Below are 18,141 nucleotides of genomic sequence, written 5' to 3'. Positions count from 1 at the left end.
ATTTCACAGCCGCGGGCCGGGGTCAACGGCGTGGTCAGGCAGGGACCAGACCGGAGCCGGGCTTTCGGGACGGTCCGCGCTGCCTGGACTGCCCGGGCGGGCGGCGGCTTTGCCCACGGCTACGCCATCAACCGGCCAAAGGGAAGACCGTCGGCCGCATCCCCCGGCAGCCAAGGCCGGGATGGACGGCACGGGCCAGGACTGTTAGGAAGGGGCATGCACTGGATCACCTTCTCCGTCGCCGGCCTCCTCCTGGCCGGCTCCCTGGCCGCCCTGCTTGCCCTGTGCGCCAAGACCCGCGGCCATGGCATCGTCCCCGGCGGTTTCGATTTCGACCGCTACAAAGCCAGCGAACTGTCGCAGCGCGGCCTTTTCAACAAGACCCGGTGGCACTGACCAGCGCCGCCGCCACCCGCCTATCCTTCCCGAAGCCTTGTCAGGTTCCGCCCTCCGGGGTAGGGGGAAAAGTGCCCGGCCGGGCCGCCAGCCAGCCGGATGCCGCCACCTCAGCCGAGAAAAGGGACTTTGCCATGTCGTTTGACCCAGCCTGCTGGACCCGTGTGCCTGTCGGCGAATCCGCCGTGTATCTCTATCCCCAGGGCCCGGACTGGTTTGTGCCCAATGCCGCGGCCGACGCCGTCCTTGGCCGTGTGGCCGCCGGCCAGCCGGCCGGCTGCGAAGAGGCGCTCTTCCTGTCGCGCCTGCCGGCAGCCCGGGCCACGCCCTACGCCGGCCGCCACGCCGCCCTGGACCTCGGCCGCCTGGGCGAACTGTGGCTGCACCTGACCGACCGCTGCAATCTGGCCTGCCGCCACTGCCTGTTCTGCTCCGGACCGGCCGCCGCCCTGGAGCTTTCGGGGCAGACCGCCGTGGGCCGCATCCGGGAGGCCGCCGCCCTGGGCTGCCGGGTCTATGCCCTGACCGGCGGCGAACCCTTCTGCCACCCGGAACTTGGCTCCATCGTGGCCGCCGCCCTGGCCGTCCCGGACAGCCATGTGGTCATCCTGACCAATGGCACGGGCTTTACCGACCACGCCGCGCTCCTGGCCGACTGGCCCCGGCACCGGGTGCATTTCCAGGTGAGTTGCGACGGGCTGGCCCCGCGCCACGACGCCATGCGCGGCCCCGGCGCCTTTGCCCGCCTGGGCGTCGATCTGGGCGTGGCTCAAAAACTCGGCTTCGGCCTCACCCTGTCTTTTTGCCCCACCACGGCCAATGTCGGCGACCTGCCGGCCATGGTCGATCTGGCGGCAGACATCGGCGCGGCCGGCCTCCATTTCATGTGGCATTTTGCGGCCGGTCGCGGCCGGGATGACGACCGGCCAACCGACGACGCCCTGTTTGCCGCGGTCACCGAAGCGGCTGCCCGGGCCGAAGCGGCCGGCATCGCCATCGACAATCTGGCCGCCCTGGCCAGCCAGGTCTTTTCCCCGGCCGCCACCCGCCATGACGGGGCCACGGCCGGCTGGGAATCCGTGGCCGTGGGGCCGGACGACCGGCTCTATCCCAGCCCGGCCCTCATTGGCGAGGCCGCCCTGGCCACGGCCATCGACGACGCGGCCGGCGGCCTGGAAACGGCCTGGAAGACAAGCCCGGCCCTGGACGCCCTGCGCCGCACCACCAGCGCCAACGCCGACTCGCCCTGGCGGCTGGTCCTTGGCGGCGGCGACCCGGACCATGCCTGGCGGCACAGCGGCCGCTTTGACGGTGCCGACCCGTATCTGCCCCTGCGTGAACGCCTGGCCGCCTGGATGATCCGGCGCGAGGCCGAGGCCGTACCCAACGCCCGCCCCGACCGGCCGGGACTGCGCCTTAAAATGGGCGAGACCCACGAGAGTTGCCACGCCCACGGCGAGGTGGCCCTGGCCCACACCAACTGCCTGCTGTCCATTGCCGGCCAGTCGAGCCTGGGGCACATCAAGGATTTCTACACCGAGGCGGCGGCCGTGGAGAAAGGCGACATCGTCAATCCCGTGCGCTATCCCTTGGAAATGGTCGAACATATTCCGGAATTTTACCGGGTGCGCGGCTACGGCTGCGGTTCGCCCATTGCCGACGCCGGCCTTGTCGCCGGCGAGACCGTGGTGGACCTCGGCTGCGGGGCCGGGGTGGAATGCCTGATCGCCGCCCGGCAGGTGGGGCCACACGGCCGGGCCATCGGCATCGACATGCTCCCGGCCATGCTGTCCCGGGCCACCCGGGCGGCTGCCGCCACGGCCGAAGTGCTCGGCTACGCCAACGCCGTCTTTTTCCAGGGCTATCTCGAAGCCCTGCCCCTGGCCGAGGCCACTGCCGACTGCATCACCTCCAATTGCGTGCTCAACCTCTCCACCCGTAAACGCCGGCTCTACGCCGAAATCTTTCGCATCTTGAAACCCGGCGGGCGCATCGTCTTTTCCGACGTGGCCACCGAAACCCCGGCGGCCGCCGCCATCTGCAATGATCCCACCCTTCGCGGCGAGTGCATCTCCGGGACGCTGACCCAGCGCGACCTCTTCGCCATCCTGGAAGAGTCGGGCTTTACCGCCGTGCGCATCATCCGGCGCTTCCCCTACCGGGTGGTGGGCGGCCACGACTTTTATTCCGTCACCGTGGAGGCCAGGAAACCGCTTGGCCTGCCGCCCCGGCGCAAGGTGCTCTACCGGGGGCCGTTCCGGGCCGTGGTCACGGCCTCGGGCGACGTGCTGCGGGCCGGCGAGGTGCGCACCATCGTCCTTTACGAAGAGGATCTGGCCGGGCACGCCCTGCTGGTCCTTGACCAGCGAGGCAATATCGCCAATCCGGATTTCACGGCCGGCGGGACCTCGTGCTGCTGCGGCCCGGCTGCCGGGCAGGAAGTGGCCGAACTGCTGCAAAAGCTTCCGAACCACGAGGCACTGACCCCACTGAATCTGTCGCCCTCCATGCCGTGACCCGCGGCACTGCAACGGCTCTGTGAAACGCAGGACCGCACTGCAGCCCCGCACCCGCCAGCCCAAAGCCCCGGCCTGACGCGCTGCCGCGTCGCCGGGGCCGTCGTTTGTTCTTCCCGACCGCCAGTATTCTCTCCTCTGTTTCTTTGAACAACGCAGAAACCTCGGTTTATCCAATACCGGCGCGCCTGTTTGCGACGGATGAGTTGCGCTTTGGGGGGCATTGCGTTACGCACTCCCCATTCTATCGTGACGCAGCCGCACCGAAAGGGGTCGGAGGGACTTATGAAGCCATTTCCATTGATTACTGTTCTCATTGGCAACGCCCTGCTGCTGGCGGGCAGCGCCCTGGCCGGCGACGGTCCGATCGCCTATAGTCTGCTGGCTGCCTCGTTTCTGTGCACCACCGTTTTTCTCCTCTTGACCAAAAATTGCGTGGAAACAACCTTCACCCAGGTTACAGAGACATTTGCCGCCATCGCGTCGAATAGATTCGACTGCTCCCTGACGGACAACGCCTTGCTCTCTGTGGCGGCTCTGCGGGAAACGCTCCTCCCCCACGAAGCGGCGCTCAAGGAACGCCTGAGCCGGGATGAGGCCATGCTGGCCAACATCATCACGCCCATGGCCATTGTCGACCACAAGGGCAACATCACCTGGCTCAACGAGTACATGGTGCGCCTGACGGAAAACGACGGTACGCCGCAGCAGTTTATCGGCAAACATTTCTCCAATTTCTTCTACGGCGACTCCCGGGAAACTATCGGCGAGACAGCCATACGGACGCGCCAGAAACAGTCCTCCAAGACGGAATTCGATACTCGCAAAGGCAACCACAAGTTCATCAGTATCTTTGCCACACCCATCATGGATTTCGACAACACGCTTATCGGCGGCTTTATTTCCGTGGCCGACTTTACCGGTGTCGTGCTCAAGGAACGCACCATCACCGAGCAGAACCACCGCATTGCCAACGGCGTCAAGGAAGCCACTGCCGTGGCCGAGAGTCTGGCCGAAGCGGCCGAGCACATGACCGCCCAGATCAGCCAATCCACCCAGGGCATGGAAGAACAGCGCGCCCGCACCACCGAGGTGGCCGCCGCCATCGAGGAAATGAACGCCACCATTCTCGAGGTGGCCAGAAACGCCGGCGACGCCGCCGCCACGGCCGGGCAGGCCAATTCCATGGCCGCCACCGGGGCCAATCTGGTGGATCAGGTCATAAACGTCATGGAATCGGTCAACACCAAGGCCACCAGCCTCAAATCGGAAATGCGCGACCTCGGCGAACAGGCCCAGGGCATCGGCCAGATCATGCAGGTCATCTCCGATATCGCCGACCAGACCAACCTGCTGGCCCTCAATGCCGCCATCGAGGCCGCCCGGGCCGGCGAAGCCGGACGCGGTTTTGCCGTCGTGGCCGACGAGGTCCGCAAACTGGCCGAGAAGACCATGACCGCCACCAAAGAGGTCAGCAGCTTCATCCGCGCCATCCAGGACAGCGCCGGACGCAACATTGCCGCCACCGACGAGACCACCCACGTCATCGAACAGGCCGACACCCTGGCCCACGATGCCGGCGACGCCCTGCGCCAGATCCTCAATTTCGTGGAACGCACCTCGGACCAGGTGCGCGGCATCGCCACCGCCGCCGAGCAGCAGTCCGCCACCTCCGAAGAGATCAACCGCTCAACCGACCACATCAACACCATTGCCGAGTCCACCGCCGGAGCCATGGCCGTGGCCTCGTCCGCCGTGTCCGATCTGGCCCATCTGGCCTCGGACCTGCGTACCTCCATGACCCGGATGCATCTGGACCAGTAAACCCGGGGCGTCTGCGGACGCCGTTGACATGGCCCGGCAGGAGGCTTACGCCCCTTTTCGGATGTTTTTCCGGCTATTGGGACCGGCCGGATACAGACGGCGGCCCCAAACAAAGGGTTGTCGCTCATGGAATTGTTCGGGCTCTCGCTTGCCTGCTATCTGCTTGGCGCCCTGTGCGCCCTGGTTTTCGGGGGACGCGAGGCGGCCAATCGTCTGGCTCCGGCTGCTGCCGTCGCCGGCTCCCTGGCCGGACTGGCCGGGGTGTTGGGCGCGCCGGTCAGCGCCGTTTCCACCCTCAGCCTGCCCTGGGGCCTGCCCCTTGGCGCGTTTTCCCTGGGCCTCGATCCGACCACCCGCCTGTTTCTCCTGCCCGTGTATATCCTGGGCGCGGCCGCAGCCGTCTCCGGCAGCCTGCATCTGGCCGGCCACGAGGCCGCCCACGCCGGGGGCGACCGGCGCGGCCCCCACTGGTTCTGCTTCAATATTCTGCTGTTTGGCCTGTCCCTGGTCATGGCCGCCAGGGACGGCGTGCTGTTCCTGATCGCCTGGGAAATCATGTCCCTGGCCCCGTTTTTCCTCATCAGCCTGCACGACGACGAAGCCGACGTACGCGAGGCCGCCTGGCTCTACCTCGTGGCCGCCCACATCGGTGCCGTCTGCCTCATCGCCTTTTTCACCCTGGCCATGGGACAGGCCGGCGGGAGCAGCTTCGAGGCCATTGCCGCCGCCGCCAGCGCCGGCCGGCTGACCGCGCCGACCCTCCTGTTCCTCCTGGCCCTGGTCGGGTTTGCCGCCAAGGTCGGCCTCATTCCCTTCCATGTCTGGCTGCCCGACGTCTATGCCGCCGCCCCGAGCCACGTCACCGCCGTCATGGCCGGGGGCATGATCAACGTCGGCATCTACGGCCTGTGGCGCACCCTCGAGCTGCTTGGCCCGCCCGCCCTCTGGCAGGGCTGGCTGCTGGCCGCCCTGGGGCTGGCAAGCGCCCTGTACGGCATCCTGCGCGCCCTGGCCCAAGGCAATCTCAAGCGGCTTTTGGCCTATTCCAGCGTGGAAAACATGGGGTTGGTCTGCCTGGGCCTGGGCCTGGGGCTTATCGGACGGGCCAGCGGCAACGATGCCATGGCCGTGCTCGGCTTTTCCGGAGCCGTGTTCCACATGCTGTGCCACGCCGGCTTCAAGGGGCTGTTGTTTCTGTGCGTCGGCGAGGTCCTGGCTGCCGTTGGCAGTATGCGCATCGCCCATCTGGGCGGTCTGGCCAAACGCCTGCCGGTGGTTGGCGGGGCGTTTTTCCTGGCCGCCGCCGGCATTGCCGGACTGCCGCCCCTGCCGGGCTTTCTTGGCGAACTGGTCCTGGCCCTGGCCATTTTAACCGGCGTCGATCTGCCCGGCCTGCTTCCCCGGGTGGGCATGGCCGCCGCCCTGACCGCCCTGGCTGCCGTGGGCGGCTTTGCCCTGGCCGCCTTTGCCAAGGCCGGCGGACTGGCCTTCCTCGGCCAGCCCCGCACCCCGGCGGCAGCCAAGGCCGCGTCCCCGGCCGGGCCGGCCCTGGTCCCCATCCTCTTTCTGGCCGGCTGCCTGCTGTTGGCCGCAACCCTGGCCCCGGGTCTGCTGGGTCTGGCCGGGCAGGCCGCCCTGGCCTTTCCGGGCATGGACCCGGCCCCGGCCCGGACCGCCCTGGCCGGAGCCTGCGCCATTGCCCGAACCGTAAGCCTGTATTCGGCCGGCATCGTGGTCCTAAGCCTCGTCCTATTGTGGCTGCGCCGGCTGCTCATCGCCGCCCACGGCCGGCGGCGCGGCCCCACCTGGGGCTGCGGCTACACCGCCGGCACCGCCCGGGTGCAGTACGGAGCCGCCTCCTTTGTCGAACCCACGTCCCAGATCCTTGGCCAACCCATGGGGCTGACCCGCCGCCTGGACATGGATCCGGGGTTGTTCCCCAAGCGGGCCCAACTGTTCGTCACCAGCCCCGACGTCATCCGCAGCCGGTTTTTCACGCCGCTTTTCGAGGCCATCGCCCGGGGCTGCGACGCGCTTAAGGTGGTGCAGCACGGTCGGGTGCATCTCTACATCCTCTACGTTCTGGCCACAGTCGTCCTGCTGTTGGCCTGGAAGCTGTAACACCATGGATGCCCTCGCCCATCTCCTGGCCGCCCTGCTTCTGGCCCCGCTGCTGCCGGGGATAATAAACCGCGTCAAGGCCCGCCTGTCCGGCCGGGTCGGCCGGCCCCTGTTCCAGACCTATTTCGATCTGGCCCGGCTGGTGCAAAAGGGCGTGGTGGAAAGCGAGACGTCCAGCTGGATGCTGCCCCTTGGCCCGGTGGTTTCCCTGGCCACGGCCGCCATTGCCCTGACCCTGTTGCCCGGACCGGCCGGGCCCTCGCCAGCCGCCTTTACCGGCGACTTCATTCTGGCCGCCTACTGCCTGGGCCTTGGCCGGCTGGCCCTGATCCTGGCCGCCCTGGACAGCGGGTCGAGCTTCGAGGGCATGGGGGCCAGCCGCGAGGCCGCCTTTTCCGCCCTGGCCGAACCGGTGCTGTTTCTGTGCCTGCTGGCCCTGGCCGCCGATGCGCCGGACATCTCCCTGTCCGGGATGCTCGGCCGGGGACTGACCGGCTCCCTGGCCCCGGAACGACTGTTCGTGCCGGTGATCCTGTTCATCCTGCTTTTGACCGAAAACTGCCGCATCCCGGTGGATGACCCCAATACCCACCTGGAGTTGACCATGATCCACGAGGTCATGGTCCTTGACCACAGCGGCCCGGACATGGCCGCCATTGTCTACGGCTCTTCGCTCAAGCTCTGGTTTTTCGCCGCCGCCACAGTCTTAAGCGTCCTGCCGGTCCGGGCCATGCCGCCGGTCGCCGGCTGGGCCGTGTTTCTGGCCGGCCTGGCCGTCGTGGCCATAGCCGTCGGCCTGGTCGAATCATCCATGGCCCGGCTGCGGCTCATCCGCGTGCCGCGCCTGCTCGGAGCCGCCGGGACCCTGGCCGCCCTGTCCCTGGTGCTGACGGTGTGGAGGTAGCCGCGTGGACATGACCCAAACGCTGATGGTGGCCCTGGTGTGCGTCAATCTGGCCTATCTGGCCGTGACCCGCCTGCGCTCGCTCACCCGCATCACCGCCGTCCAGGGCATCCTCCTGGCCGCCGCCCCCCTGGCCGTCCTTGGCCAGGATCCCCACGGCCACGCCACCACCCTGGCCCTGGGCGTACTGGCCATCAAGGGCATCGGCTTTCCCTGGCTGCTGGCCCGCACCCTCTCCCGACTGGAAGTCAACCCGGTGGTGGAGCCGTATCTGGGCTTTAACGTGTCGCTCCTGGCCGGCGTGGCCGGGCTGCTCTTTTCCCTGTGGTTGGAAACCCGGCTGCCCTTTCCGCCGGGGCTTTTCCCGCCGCTGCTCTTCCCGGCCGCCCTGACCTCGATCTTTTCCGGGCTGGCCCTGGTGGTGGCCCGGCGCAAGGCGCTGACCCAGGTCATCGGCTATCTGGCTGCGGAAAACGGCATTTTCCTCCTCGGCGTGCCCCTGTCCGCCCAGGGTTCGGTCTGGCTGGAACTGTCGGTCCTTCTTGACGTGTTCGTGGCCGTCTTTGTCATGGGCATCGCCCTGCACCATATCAATAAAACCTTCGAGTCCATCGACGTCGGACGGTTTTGCTCCTTGCGGGACTAGCCCCCTATGCTTGTTGCCCTCCCCCTTGTTCCCCTGCTGGCAGGCCTGCTCGCCCTGGCCCTTCGCGCCGACGCTCCCCGCCGGCTGCTCCTGGTGGTCACGGGCCTTATCCATGCGGCCCTGACCGCAGCCACCTATTTCGTCCCGCCGGCCCCGGCCTACGGCGGCCTGCTCGAACTCGACGCCCCGGGCCAGCTGTTCCTGTCCCTGGCCAGCCTGCTCTTCGTGGCTGCCGCCTTCTACGCCGCCGGCTACTTAAGCCACGAGGACGCCGGCCCCAAACGCGATTTCCAGGACGGCGCCGCCTTTTCAAACGCCCCGGAGCGGGTGTTTTCCATGTGCCTGTGCCTGTTCCTGTCGGCCATGACCGTGGTGTGCGCCACCCGCAACCTCTCGGTCCTGTGGGTGGGCATCGAGGCCACCACCCTGTCCAGCGCCCCGCTCATTTATTTCCACCGCCACCGCCGCTCCCTGGAAGCCACCTGGAAATACCTGCTTATCTGTTCCGTGGGCATCGCCCTGGCCCTGCTTGGCAATATCCTGGTTTCCGTGGCTTTTTTCGATCCGATCAGTCCGGTTTCATCCATGGGCCTGGATGAAATGCTCCCCCGGGCCGGAGCTGCGGCCAAGCCCTGGCTGCGGGCGGCCTTTATTTTCCTGCTGGTCGGCTACGGCTCGAAAATGGGTCTGGCCCCCATGCACAACTGGCTGCCCGATGCCCACAGCCAGTCGCCGTCCCTGGTTTCGGCCCTGCTTTCCGGGGCGCTTTTAAACTGCGCCTTTCTCGGCATCCTGCGGGCCGGGCAGGTGCTGACCGCCGCCGGCATGGGTGAATTTTGCGGCGAGTTGCTCGTCATGTTCGGACTGGTCTCCATGGGCACGGCCGCCGTCTTCATCGTCGGCCAGGGCGACTACAAGCGGATGCTGGCCTATTCCAGCGTCGAGCACATGGGCATCCTGGCCCTTGGCGTCGGCATCGGCGGCGGCGCGACCTTCGGGGCCATGCTCCACGCCGTCAACCACTCCCTGACCAAGGGTGCGCTGTTTCTCATTTCCGGCAACATCCTGGCCGTGTACCACACCCGCTCCTGCCACGACGCCCGGGGCGTCTCCCGGGCCCTGCCCATCACCGCCGCCCTGTGGATGGCCGGCTTTCTGGCCATTGTCGGCTCGCCGCCCTTTGGCATGTTCGTCAGCGAACTGACCATTTTGCAGGCCATGCTGGAAAGCGGGCGCATCCTGGCCCCGGTCATCTATCTGGCCGCCCTGACCGTCATCTTCGTCGGCATGGCCACCTCGGTGTGCCGCATGGTCCAGGGGCCGCTGCCCCCGGCCGTGCCCCATCCCGGCCCGGAACGCCTGCTGGCCGTCGGCCCGCCCCTGGTCCTTTTGGCCGCCACCCTGGTTTTGGGCCTGTATCTGCCCGGCGGCCTCGTAGCGCTTTTGACCCGCGCGGCCGCCGCCATTTCCCTGGGAGGCTAGGCCATGGAATTTCCTTACAACCAAGCCATTGCCCTGGCCGAGGCGCCCCGGCTGCCCCTGGCCCGGTTTCGCCAGGACGTGCTCACCCGGGTGGCTGCCGGCTGGCGGGTGCTGGCTCTTTTTGCCCTGCCCGGCGACGACATCCCGGAACCGGTCTGCCTGCTTGGCCGCGACCGCGACGGCCGGCTGGCGTTCCTGCGCGCCGAGCCGACCCTGGCCTACGTGTCGCTTACCCCCGAGTGCCCCCAGTGCCATCTCTTCGAGCGCGAGCTGTATGAGCAGTGGGGCGTCGTGCCCGAAGGCCACCCCTGGCTCAAGCCGGTGCGCTTTACCGGCACGCCCGGCCGGCCCGACCTGCCCCGCCCGGGTCCGGGCGTGACCGACTATTTCCAGGTGCGCGGCGAGGATGTCCACGAGGTGGCCGTGGGACCGGTCCACGCCGGCATCATCGAACCCGGCCATTTCCGGTTCCAGTGTTTCGGCGAGGAAGTCCTGCATCTGGAGATCAGCCTGGGATTCCAGCACCGGGGCATCGAGGCCGCGCTGGTCGGCGGCCCGGACCGGCGCACCGTGCATTTCATGGAGACAGCCGCCGGCGACACCACCATCGGCCACTCCCTGGCCCATGCCGCCGTGCTCGAGACCCTGGCCGGCGTGGCCGCCCCGGCCAGGGGACGGGCCATCGGCCGCGTGGCCCTGGAGCTGGAGCGGCTGGCCAACCATACCGGCGACCTCGGGGCCCTGGCCGGCGACGTGGGCTACCAGCCGACCATGGCCTTTTGCGGCCGCATCCGGGGCGATTTTTTAAACCTGACGGCCCTTCTATGCGGCAACCGCTTCGGCCGGGGTCTCGTGCGGCCCGGCGGCACGGCCTTTGACCTCGACGAGGCCGTCCTGCGCCTCCTCGACACCCGTCTGGAAGCCACCCGCCGGGCCGCCTTCGGAGCCGCCGAGCTGCTTTTTTCCTCGTCCTCGGCCCTGGCCCGGTTCGAGGGCACGGGCCGGCTGACCTCGGAGGCCGCCCGGGACATCGGGCTGGTCGGCCCGCCGGCCAGGGCCTGCGGCCTGCCCCGCGACGCCCGCCACTCCTTTCCCCTGTCCGGGGCCGGGGCCAAGGACATTCCCATGCAGATTCACGATTTCGGCGGCGTCTACGCCCGCACCCTGGTGCGCCGCCTGGAGATGGAGGCGTCGCTTGATTTCATCGACGCCACCCTGGCCGATCTGCCCCCCGGACCGGTCAACCGAGCCCTGCCGGCCACATTTCCCCCGGACACCCTGGCCGTGGGACTGGTCGAGGGCTGGCGCGGCGAGATCTGCCACGTGGCCGCAACCGGCCCGGACGGCCGATTTGCCGCCTACAAGATCGTCGATCCGTCGTTTCACAACTGGTTCGGACTGGCCCTGGCCCTTCGCGGCCAGCAGATCTCCGATTTCCCGATGTGCAACAAGAGTTTCAACCTGTCGTATTGCGGCCATGACCTCTAGGACGCCCGAGAATGCTCCATATCCTGCTTGAACGCCTGCGCCAGGGCCACCGCACCGTGGCCTTCCCCCGGGAAATGCCGCCCCTGCCGCCGCGCTATCGGGGGTTGCCGGTCCTTTCCGATTCGCCCTGCGCCACCGGCTGCCCATCCTGCGCCGGGGTATGTCCGACCGGGGCGCTCGGAGCCGACGAGGCCGGCCTTTTCCTTGACCTGGGCCGCTGCATCCTGTGCGGGGCCTGCGCCGCAGCCTGTCCGGGCCGGCGGGTGGCCTTTTCCCAGGACCATCGGCTGGCGTCGAGCACCCGGGCGGGGCTGGTGCTGCGTCCAGGCACGCGCCCGACGGTGACTCCGCTTGAGCCGGCCCGCTTGAAACTCTTTTCCCGGTCCCTGCGGCTGCGCCAGATCAGCGCCGGGGGCTGCAACGCCTGCGAGGCCGACACCAACGTGCTGACCACGGTGGTCTTTGATCTTGGCCGCTTCGGCATCGATTTCGTGGCCTCGCCGCGCCACGCCGACGGCGTGGCCGTGACCGGCCCGGTGCCGCAAAACATGCGGGCCGCCACGCTGGCCACCTTCGAGGCCGTGCCCGATCCCCGGGTGGCCATCGCCATCGGCGCCTGCGCCATCTCCGGCGGGCTCTTTGCCGGAAACCCGGAAACCACCGGCGGGGCCACGCCCCATCTGCCGGTTGACCTGTTCATCCCTGGCTGTCCGCCCCATCCCCTGACCATCCTCGACGGGCTGCTGCGCCTGCTCGGCATAAAAACGCCCTGATTCCAGCGGGCAGCCCCTTGGCCGGTGTTGCGAAAGAGCCGGCAAAGGTGCAAAAGGAAGGATCGGCGAACCCACACGGCCTTGATCCGCAACCCATCTGCCAAGGAGTCGAAATGCCCAACGCCACGAATTTCACGCTCTTTAGCGGCGGCGCCCAGGGCGCTGAAGCCGAATTCGGACGCCAGGCCGAACGCTACGGCGTCCAGGAGGTCAATTTCACCTTCGAGGGCCACCGCATCGATCGCACCCGCGGCATCCGCGTGCTGACAAACGAGGAGCTGGTCAAAAAGGACGTGAGCCTGACCTACGTGTCCAAGCTCCTGGACCGCAAATTCAGCAACGGTCCCCAGATCCGCATGGTGCTGCGAACCATCATGCATCAGGTGGACGCCGGGCTTGAGGTGTTCGTCATCGGGGTCATCCACGAAGACGGCACGGTGACGGGCGGCACGGGTTGGGGCGCGGAATTCGCCAAGATCTGCAACAAGCCGCTCTTTGTCTTCTGCCAGGAGAAAGAAGGTTGGTTCACCTGGAAAAGCGGAGCCTGGGAACCGGCCGCCGCCCCGGTCATCAGCCAGACCCATTTCACGGGCACGGGAACGCGCTTCCCCAACGAGGCCGGCATTGCGGCCATCGCCGACCTGTTCGCCCGCTCGTTTGCCTGATTTGCCAGACCAGCAAAAGGCCGGGAAACCTCGTGGTTTCCCGGCCTTTTTTCGTGGGGCCCCAGCGCCTAGCCGGCGGTGCGGCCCGGCGGGCCATCGCCGAAAAAGGGCGCGGCCCGTTCGACCGCCTGCCCGAAGTCCTGGAGAAAGACGGCCAGGGCCGCCCGCTCGCTGCGCCGCAGCGCCCGGTGCCCGGCCGCCTCGGAAAAGCCCAGGCTGTAGAGGTCGCACAGGGCGTATTCCCGGCCGGGCAGGGCCGGCATGGCCACCACCGCCCCGCCGCGCCGGGCCAGCGCCTCCCGGGCCTGCCCGCCATAGGACAGGCCGTCGGCCCCGGTGAAGCCGTCGAAAAACAGAAAATCCTCAGGCTGGCCGTAAAAGCAGTTCTTGACCACCACATAGTCCACCCGGTCGCCAAAGGCCTCCATGGCGGCCAGCACGTTGTGGGTCGAGGCCTGGACATTGGAAATGACCACGGCCACGGTGATGCGCACCCCCTCGGCCTCGTAGGCGTCAAGGAGCGGGGCCATGCCCCGGCCGCCGCCCACCACCCGGCCCAGATCGCCCAGGCAGCCGGCCGGGAAATCAAACAGCAGGGTCGACGCCGGCACATCCAGGGCGTCGAGCACCAGCCCCCGCTGGGCAGCCTCGCGCAGATCGAAGCTGGCGACGCCGAAAAGCGGGTCCTGGGGCGCAACCAGGCCGCCCCGGGCGTCGCGCGCGCCATAGTGCTGGAGGAGCTGGCCCACCTGCCCGTCGGCGTCAAAGGCGGCGACGGGAAGCCCCCGCAAAAGCCGCAGATGGTCGAGCAAGGCCCTGGAAAAGGTCGATTTGCCCGACCCGCCCTTCTGGCTGAGGATGAAAATGGCCCGTCGCATGAACGCTCCCCTCTGTCCGGTCAACGCCGGTCAAAGCTGTCGAGGATGGTGAAAAAACCGGGCCACGTCGGTGGCGTCGTTGTAAAAATGCGGCGACAGCCGGATGCGGCCGCCCCGGGGCGAGGCGGCCACGCCGGCTGCTTCCAGATGGGCAAAAAGCCCGGCCGGGTCGGGATGGGCAAAGGACAGGATGCCCGAGCATTCCCCGGCTCCCCGGGGCGAGACCACGGTCAGCCCGCGCTCGGCCAGCCCCTCGGCCAGCCCCCGGGTTACGGTGAAAATCCGCTGGGCCACACTTTTCATCCCGACCTCGTCCAGCAGGGCCAGGGACTCGCCGTAGGCCGCGATGGCCGTGATGTCCTGGGTTCCCGGCTCAAAGCGCCCGGCCCCCTCTTTCAAGCGGAATTCCTCGCCCAGGCGCTCCTCGTCGCACATGCTGCGCCAGCCGGCCAGGACCGTGGCCAGGGCGGGGGCGGCGGCCGGGGAGACGTAGAATATGCCCAGGCCCATGGGGCCGAGCTGCCATTTGTGGCAGCCGGCGGCCACGAAATCGACGTCCAGGGCTGTGGCGTCAAAGGGCAGCGCCCCCAGGCTCTGGATGGCGTCGAAGCAGCACAGCGCCCCGGCCTCGTGGCACAGCCGGACGAACTCGGCCGCAGGCAGGGCCGCACCGGTCATCCAGTCCACGGTGGAGGCGACGACCAACCGGCAGCCCGGAATAAGCCGGGCAGCCGCGGCCATGTCCACCACGCCGTCGTGCTTGGGCAGCTCGACCACGGTGACGCCCAGGCGGGCCAGATTGTCGAAGGGAAAGCGCACGGACGGAAAATCCGGCCAGGTGACGGCCACCTTGTCGCCGGGCTTCCAGTCAAGGCCGGCCGCCACCAGGGACAACCCACACGAGGTGTTGCCGGTAAAGGCCACATGCTCGGGCACCGTGCCGAGCAGCCCGGCCGCCCGCTCACGGGCCTCGGCCACCAGGGCGATCCAGCGCATGTAGTCCTTCGACGCCCGACGCCAGCGTTCGGCAAAGACCTCATGCCCGGCCAGACAGGCCCGCCGCGGCAGGGGGGACACTGCTGCGTGGTTGAAAAACACCGTATCGGCCGTCACCGCGAATTCCCCGCGCCAGGACTCTTCGTTCATGCCGCCTCCCGTGATTACGCTCTTGCGGCCCGGGGCCGCGCCCTCTGGATACGGGGGATGCGCCCCCGGGGCAACCCTCTGGCCCAACGTCCGGCGGCGCTAGCCCGGCGGCCCGGCCTCGGGCACGAGCCGGTCGCGCCGGGCCAGAGCCGGGAAAAAACGTATCCACAAGGCCACCACGGCCAGGGTGCCGACCCCGCCGAAGACCACGGCCCCGGTGGCTCCCATGAGCGCGGCCAGGACGCCGGACTCGAAATCGCCAAGCTGGTTGGAGGTGCCGATAAACACGGCGTTGACGGCGCTGACCCGCCCGCGCAGGGCGTCGGGGGTGTCGATCTGAATGAGCGTGGCCCGGATGACCACGCTCACCATGTCGCTGGCCCCAAGGATGGTCAGGGCGGCCAGGGACAGGGGAAAGGAGCGCGACAGGGCAAAGACGATGGTGGCCAGCCCGAAGACGGCCACGGCCCCGAACATGATCGGCCCCACCCGCCGGGACAGGGGAAAGCGGGTGAGAAAAAGCGACATGGCCAAGGCCCCGAGGCTCGGCGCGGCCCGAAGCGCCCCCAGGCCGCCGGGGCCGACCGCCAGGATGTCCCGGGCAAAGACCGGCATCAGCCCCACGGCCCCGCCAAGCAGCACGGAAAAGAGGTCCAGGGAAATGGCCCCGAAAATGACCGGGCGGCTGCGGATAAAGCGCAGCCCGTCAAGGGCCGTGCTCCACAGCCCGCCCGGCGGAGCCGTGGCCTGGACGGCCCGGGGAATGGACAGGACCGTCGCGCAGGCCACGGCATAGACGACCGCACCCAGGCCATAGACCACCCCCGGCCCCAGGGCAAAAAGCAGGCCGCCGGCAGCCGGTCCCAGGATCATGGCCGTTTTCCAGACCGAACCGCTCCAGGCCAGCATCCGGGGCAGGGATTCCTTGCTGACCAGGCCGGGAAGCAGGGCCTGGAGCGAGGGCGTCTCAAAGGCCCGGGCCGCGCCGATGAGGCCCACACAGGCAAAGATGCCGCCCAGGCCGAGAAAGCCGCTGACCGTCTCGGCCAGAAGGACGAGCAGGGCCAGGGCCACAACCGCCTGGCACACCCCGGCGATGCGCCGGCGGTCAAAGCGGTCGGCCACCTGCCCGACGACCAGGGTGAGCAGGAACTGGGGCGCGAATTCCACCAGCCCGACCAGCCCGAGCATGAAGGCGCTGCCGGTCAGATCGTAGACCTGCCAGCCAATGGCCACGGCGGTCATGTGGTAGGCAAAGCCCGAGGCGCTGCGGGCGGTCCAGAAACGGGTAAACGACGGGTTGCCGAAGATTTCAGAGGCCATAAGACATCCGTTCGGAAATGCGGGTGGGAATCAGGCTGGGCAGCGGGCTATCATGCCGGGCCAGCGGCGTCGAGGGGGGCGGCGGCCAGGCCAGCGGCCGGGATTGGGGTCGGTGTGGCGGCCAGGGCGGCAATCCGGGCCTGGGCCAGCCGCAGGGCCACGTCGTACAGGGCCAGATAGAAAAAGGCGTAGCGCGAGACAAACGAGGTCAGGTCATAGTCCACGATGCCGTGCACCGCCACCTCGGCCACAAGCGCCGTCAGCACGGCGTAAAACATGACCAGGGCAAAGTCGGCCGAAGCCGGGCCGCCCCCTCCGGGCGGTCCGGACAGACGGGCCTGAAAAACATGATAGGCCGGGACGGTGCGCCCCAGGAAAATAAAGCCCAAAAGGGCCAGCAGGAACAGGCCGGCCAACCCCATGTCGTAATAAAAGGCCAGATAGATGTTGTGGACTTCAAAAACCTTGATGTTGTAGGTAAAGCCCCCTGCCCCCAGGCCGGCCAGGATCGTGGCCGGTCGGTCGCCCAGGCTGCGGAAACCATGGGCCCAGATCTTAAACCGGGTGGACAGGCCGGTGGCGTCGCTGTCGCTTGAGGAAGACGCCTTCTTTTTGCTGAACAGCAGCTCGCCGGTATAGCCGAAACCGACCATGAGACGGTCGATGTAGCCCGGCGTGGTAATGAGCATCCCGGCGATGAGCACCACGACAAAGAGCGTGGTCTTGCGGATAAAGAGCCGCCGCGTGACCGGCAGAGCCAGGATCAGAAGGACGGCGGCCCCGAGAAACCCAAGCAGCGCCCCCCGGCTGGCCGGCAGGAGCATGGTGCAGAAAAAATACATGGCCCCAAGGCCCCAGCCCACCCGCCGCCAGGCGGTGCGGGCCAGCACGGCGTAGCCGGCGGCCACGAAACTGGCCACGCTCAAAAGCCCGGCGCTCTGGTTCCAGGACTCGATGCCGCCGGCCCGGATGGTGTAGAGGTGCAGTTCCAAGGCCCACTTCGAGGTCAGATAGCGGTGGACATCGAGTTCATAGTACATGGCGGCAATGACCCCGATGGAGGTCATGAGCGCACTGGCCAGCACGGTCTTGAGCAGCAGGTCCAGCCGGCGCGGACTGTCGCAAAGAACAAGCACGGTCCAATAGAGCAGAATATTGAGGAAAAGCCGGACAATGTTGGCCGCGCCCCAGGCCGGATGCGGGGTCCAAAGAAGGGTTGCCGTCTCGGCGACAAGGACCAGCAGCAAAACCGGCATGAAGGCCGAGCGGGAGGCCAGCGGCAAGCGCCCCTGGCCGGAGCGGGCCAGCATCCCCAGGCAGGTGAAGCAAAGCGGAAAATAGTAGGGATACAAGTGGAACTGGAGCGTGCCGGAGACCAGGTAAAAGAGGTTGGCGCAGGCGATAATCAGAGTGAAGGCCGTGACGCACAGCCCGAAAAACGGGCTGGCCAGACAGGCGAGCAGCAGGGCGGCCAGGGCCGCGCCGGACAGGGAGGCCCACCAGGGCAGCCCATAGAGCGCGGCCGCGGCGGCCGGCAGGCCAAGTGCCGCGAAAACGCCGACAAGGCAGGGGACAAGACGCAATCTGATCACAGGCGACTGGCGCGGCGGCCGGGCTAGAAGTTCCCCGGCGAGGCCGGAGGCGTTGTTGTCGTCGGACAATCCTGGGGACAGACCCCGCGCGCCCGTTCAAAGGCGTCGCACACCCCATCACCGCACTTGCCGGCCGGGACGGCTCCGGAAGCCCCCGTGGCCGGGCCGGCAGCCCCGGACGCGCCGCCGCAGTCGCCCGGACACACCCCGCGCGCCCGCTCAAAATCATCGCACACCCCATCACCACACTTGCCGGCCGGGACGGCTCCGGAAGCCGCTCCAGGCGTCCCCGCGGCCGCAGCCGCCGGGGCCGTGGCCGGGCCGGCAGCCTCGGTCGCGCTGCCGCAGTCGCCCGGACAGACCCCATGCGCCCGCTCAAAAGCATCG

Annotated in this window: 14 protein-coding genes and 1 pseudogene; 10 read left to right on the top strand and 5 right to left on the bottom strand. The window is 68.1% G+C overall.

Annotated features, from left to right (window positions below; all coding sequences use genetic code 11):
* Positions 1 to 216: 216 nt before the first annotated feature.
* The 10 genes from DVDV_RS09800 to DVDV_RS09755 all read left to right on the top strand — a co-directional run bounded on the left by DVDV_RS09800 (position 217) and on the right by DVDV_RS09755 (position 12,815).
* Complete coding sequence (locus DVDV_RS09800; protein ID WP_075354494.1) at positions 217 to 396, top strand: hypothetical protein; 180 nt, start codon at positions 217 to 219, stop codon at positions 394 to 396.
* Positions 397 to 530: 134 nt separating this feature from the next.
* Positions 531 to 2,912 carry a methyltransferase domain-containing protein gene (locus DVDV_RS09795; RefSeq protein ID WP_075354503.1) on the top strand — a complete coding sequence of 794 codons (2,382 nt, stop codon included), beginning with the start codon at positions 531 to 533 and terminating at the stop codon, positions 2,910 to 2,912.
* A gap of 285 nt (positions 2,913 to 3,197) precedes the next feature.
* Positions 3,198 to 4,736 carry a methyl-accepting chemotaxis protein gene (locus DVDV_RS09790; RefSeq protein ID WP_075354493.1) on the top strand — a complete coding sequence of 513 codons (1,539 nt, stop codon included), beginning with the start codon at positions 3,198 to 3,200 and terminating at the stop codon, positions 4,734 to 4,736.
* Positions 4,737 to 4,862: 126 nt separating this feature from the next.
* Positions 4,863 to 6,857, top strand: coding sequence for a proton-conducting transporter membrane subunit (locus DVDV_RS09785; protein WP_075354492.1), 1,995 nt, complete (start codon positions 4,863 to 4,865; stop codon positions 6,855 to 6,857).
* Between the two features lie 4 nt (positions 6,858 to 6,861).
* Entirely contained in the window at positions 6,862 to 7,761 is a 900-nt protein-coding gene (locus DVDV_RS09780; RefSeq protein WP_075354491.1) for a respiratory chain complex I subunit 1 family protein, read from the top strand.
* A 4-nt stretch (positions 7,762 to 7,765) separates the two neighbouring features.
* Entirely contained in the window at positions 7,766 to 8,407 is a 642-nt protein-coding gene (locus tag DVDV_RS09775; RefSeq protein ID WP_139311579.1) for a hydrogenase-4 component E, read from the top strand.
* A gap of 6 nt (positions 8,408 to 8,413) precedes the next feature.
* Positions 8,414 to 9,889 carry a proton-conducting transporter membrane subunit gene (locus tag DVDV_RS09770; protein ID WP_075354490.1) on the top strand — a complete coding sequence of 492 codons (1,476 nt, stop codon included), beginning with the start codon at positions 8,414 to 8,416 and terminating at the stop codon, positions 9,887 to 9,889.
* Between the two features lie 3 nt (positions 9,890 to 9,892).
* On the top strand, positions 9,893 to 11,377 hold the full coding sequence (locus DVDV_RS09765) for an NADH-quinone oxidoreductase subunit C (protein ID WP_075354489.1): 1,485 nt from the start codon (positions 9,893 to 9,895) through the stop codon (positions 11,375 to 11,377).
* 11 nt (positions 11,378 to 11,388) lie between these two features.
* Positions 11,389 to 12,150 (top strand): 4Fe-4S binding protein, encoded by a 762-nt coding sequence (locus tag DVDV_RS09760; protein ID WP_075354488.1) that lies wholly within the window; start codon positions 11,389 to 11,391, stop codon positions 12,148 to 12,150.
* A gap of 113 nt (positions 12,151 to 12,263) precedes the next feature.
* A complete protein-coding gene (locus tag DVDV_RS09755; protein WP_075354487.1) occupies positions 12,264 to 12,815 on the top strand; it encodes a hypothetical protein in 552 nt (183 codons plus the stop codon).
* A gap of 68 nt (positions 12,816 to 12,883) precedes the next feature.
* Here the strand turns inward: DVDV_RS09755 and DVDV_RS09750 are convergent, their stop codons facing one another.
* The 5 genes and pseudogenes from DVDV_RS09750 to DVDV_RS22750 all read right to left on the bottom strand — a co-directional run.
* On the bottom strand, positions 12,884 to 13,693 hold the full coding sequence (locus DVDV_RS09750) for a hypothetical protein (protein ID WP_075354486.1): 810 nt from the start codon (positions 13,691 to 13,693) through the stop codon (positions 12,884 to 12,886).
* Between the two features lie 30 nt (positions 13,694 to 13,723).
* On the bottom strand, positions 13,724 to 14,839 hold the full coding sequence (locus DVDV_RS09745; RefSeq protein ID WP_254845335.1) for an aminotransferase class V-fold PLP-dependent enzyme: 1,116 nt from the start codon (positions 14,837 to 14,839) through the stop codon (positions 13,724 to 13,726).
* Positions 14,840 to 14,938: 99 nt separating this feature from the next.
* On the bottom strand, positions 14,939 to 16,162 hold the full coding sequence (locus DVDV_RS09740) for an MFS transporter (protein ID WP_075354485.1): 1,224 nt from the start codon (positions 16,160 to 16,162) through the stop codon (positions 14,939 to 14,941).
* 50 nt (positions 16,163 to 16,212) lie between these two features.
* Positions 16,213 to 17,754: an O-antigen ligase family protein gene (locus DVDV_RS09735; RefSeq protein WP_254845334.1), complete on the bottom strand. Its 1,542-nt coding sequence runs from the start codon at positions 17,752 to 17,754 to the stop codon at positions 16,213 to 16,215.
* 23 nt (positions 17,755 to 17,777) lie between these two features.
* A pseudogene (locus DVDV_RS22750) lies at positions 17,778 to 18,141 on the bottom strand (hypothetical protein); the annotation flags it as partial.

This window comes from Desulfovibrio sp. DV (assembly GCF_001936595.1).
Taxonomy (GTDB): Bacteria; Desulfobacterota; Desulfovibrionia; order Desulfovibrionales; family Desulfovibrionaceae; genus Solidesulfovibrio.
Note: the sequence above shows the minus strand (reverse complement) of the source record. Positions and strands in the feature narration are given on the sequence as shown.

Excerpts from the sequence above, each read along its gene's own strand:
- DVDV_RS09785 (WP_075354492.1), top strand. The coding sequence starts at position 4,863 with ATGGAATTGTTCGGGCTCTCGCTTGCCTGCTATCTGCTTGGCGCCCTG.
- DVDV_RS09750 (WP_075354486.1), bottom strand. The coding sequence starts at position 13,693 with ATGCGACGGGCCATTTTCATCCTCAGCCAGAAGGGCGGGTCGGGCAAA.
- DVDV_RS09800 (WP_075354494.1), top strand. The coding sequence starts at position 217 with ATGCACTGGATCACCTTCTCCGTCGCCGGCCTCCTCCTGGCCGGCTCC.
- DVDV_RS09745 (WP_254845335.1), bottom strand. The coding sequence starts at position 14,839 with ATGAACGAAGAGTCCTGGCGCGGGGAATTCGCGGTGACGGCCGATACG.
- DVDV_RS09795 (WP_075354503.1), top strand. The coding sequence starts at position 531 with ATGTCGTTTGACCCAGCCTGCTGGACCCGTGTGCCTGTCGGCGAATCC.
- DVDV_RS09780 (WP_075354491.1), top strand. The coding sequence starts at position 6,862 with ATGGATGCCCTCGCCCATCTCCTGGCCGCCCTGCTTCTGGCCCCGCTG.
- DVDV_RS09765 (WP_075354489.1), top strand. The coding sequence starts at position 9,893 with ATGGAATTTCCTTACAACCAAGCCATTGCCCTGGCCGAGGCGCCCCGG.
- DVDV_RS09770 (WP_075354490.1), top strand. The coding sequence starts at position 8,414 with ATGCTTGTTGCCCTCCCCCTTGTTCCCCTGCTGGCAGGCCTGCTCGCC.
- DVDV_RS09760 (WP_075354488.1), top strand. The coding sequence starts at position 11,389 with ATGCTCCATATCCTGCTTGAACGCCTGCGCCAGGGCCACCGCACCGTG.
- DVDV_RS09755 (WP_075354487.1), top strand. The coding sequence starts at position 12,264 with ATGCCCAACGCCACGAATTTCACGCTCTTTAGCGGCGGCGCCCAGGGC.
- DVDV_RS09740 (WP_075354485.1), bottom strand. The coding sequence starts at position 16,162 with ATGGCCTCTGAAATCTTCGGCAACCCGTCGTTTACCCGTTTCTGGACC.
- DVDV_RS09790 (WP_075354493.1), top strand. The coding sequence starts at position 3,198 with ATGAAGCCATTTCCATTGATTACTGTTCTCATTGGCAACGCCCTGCTG.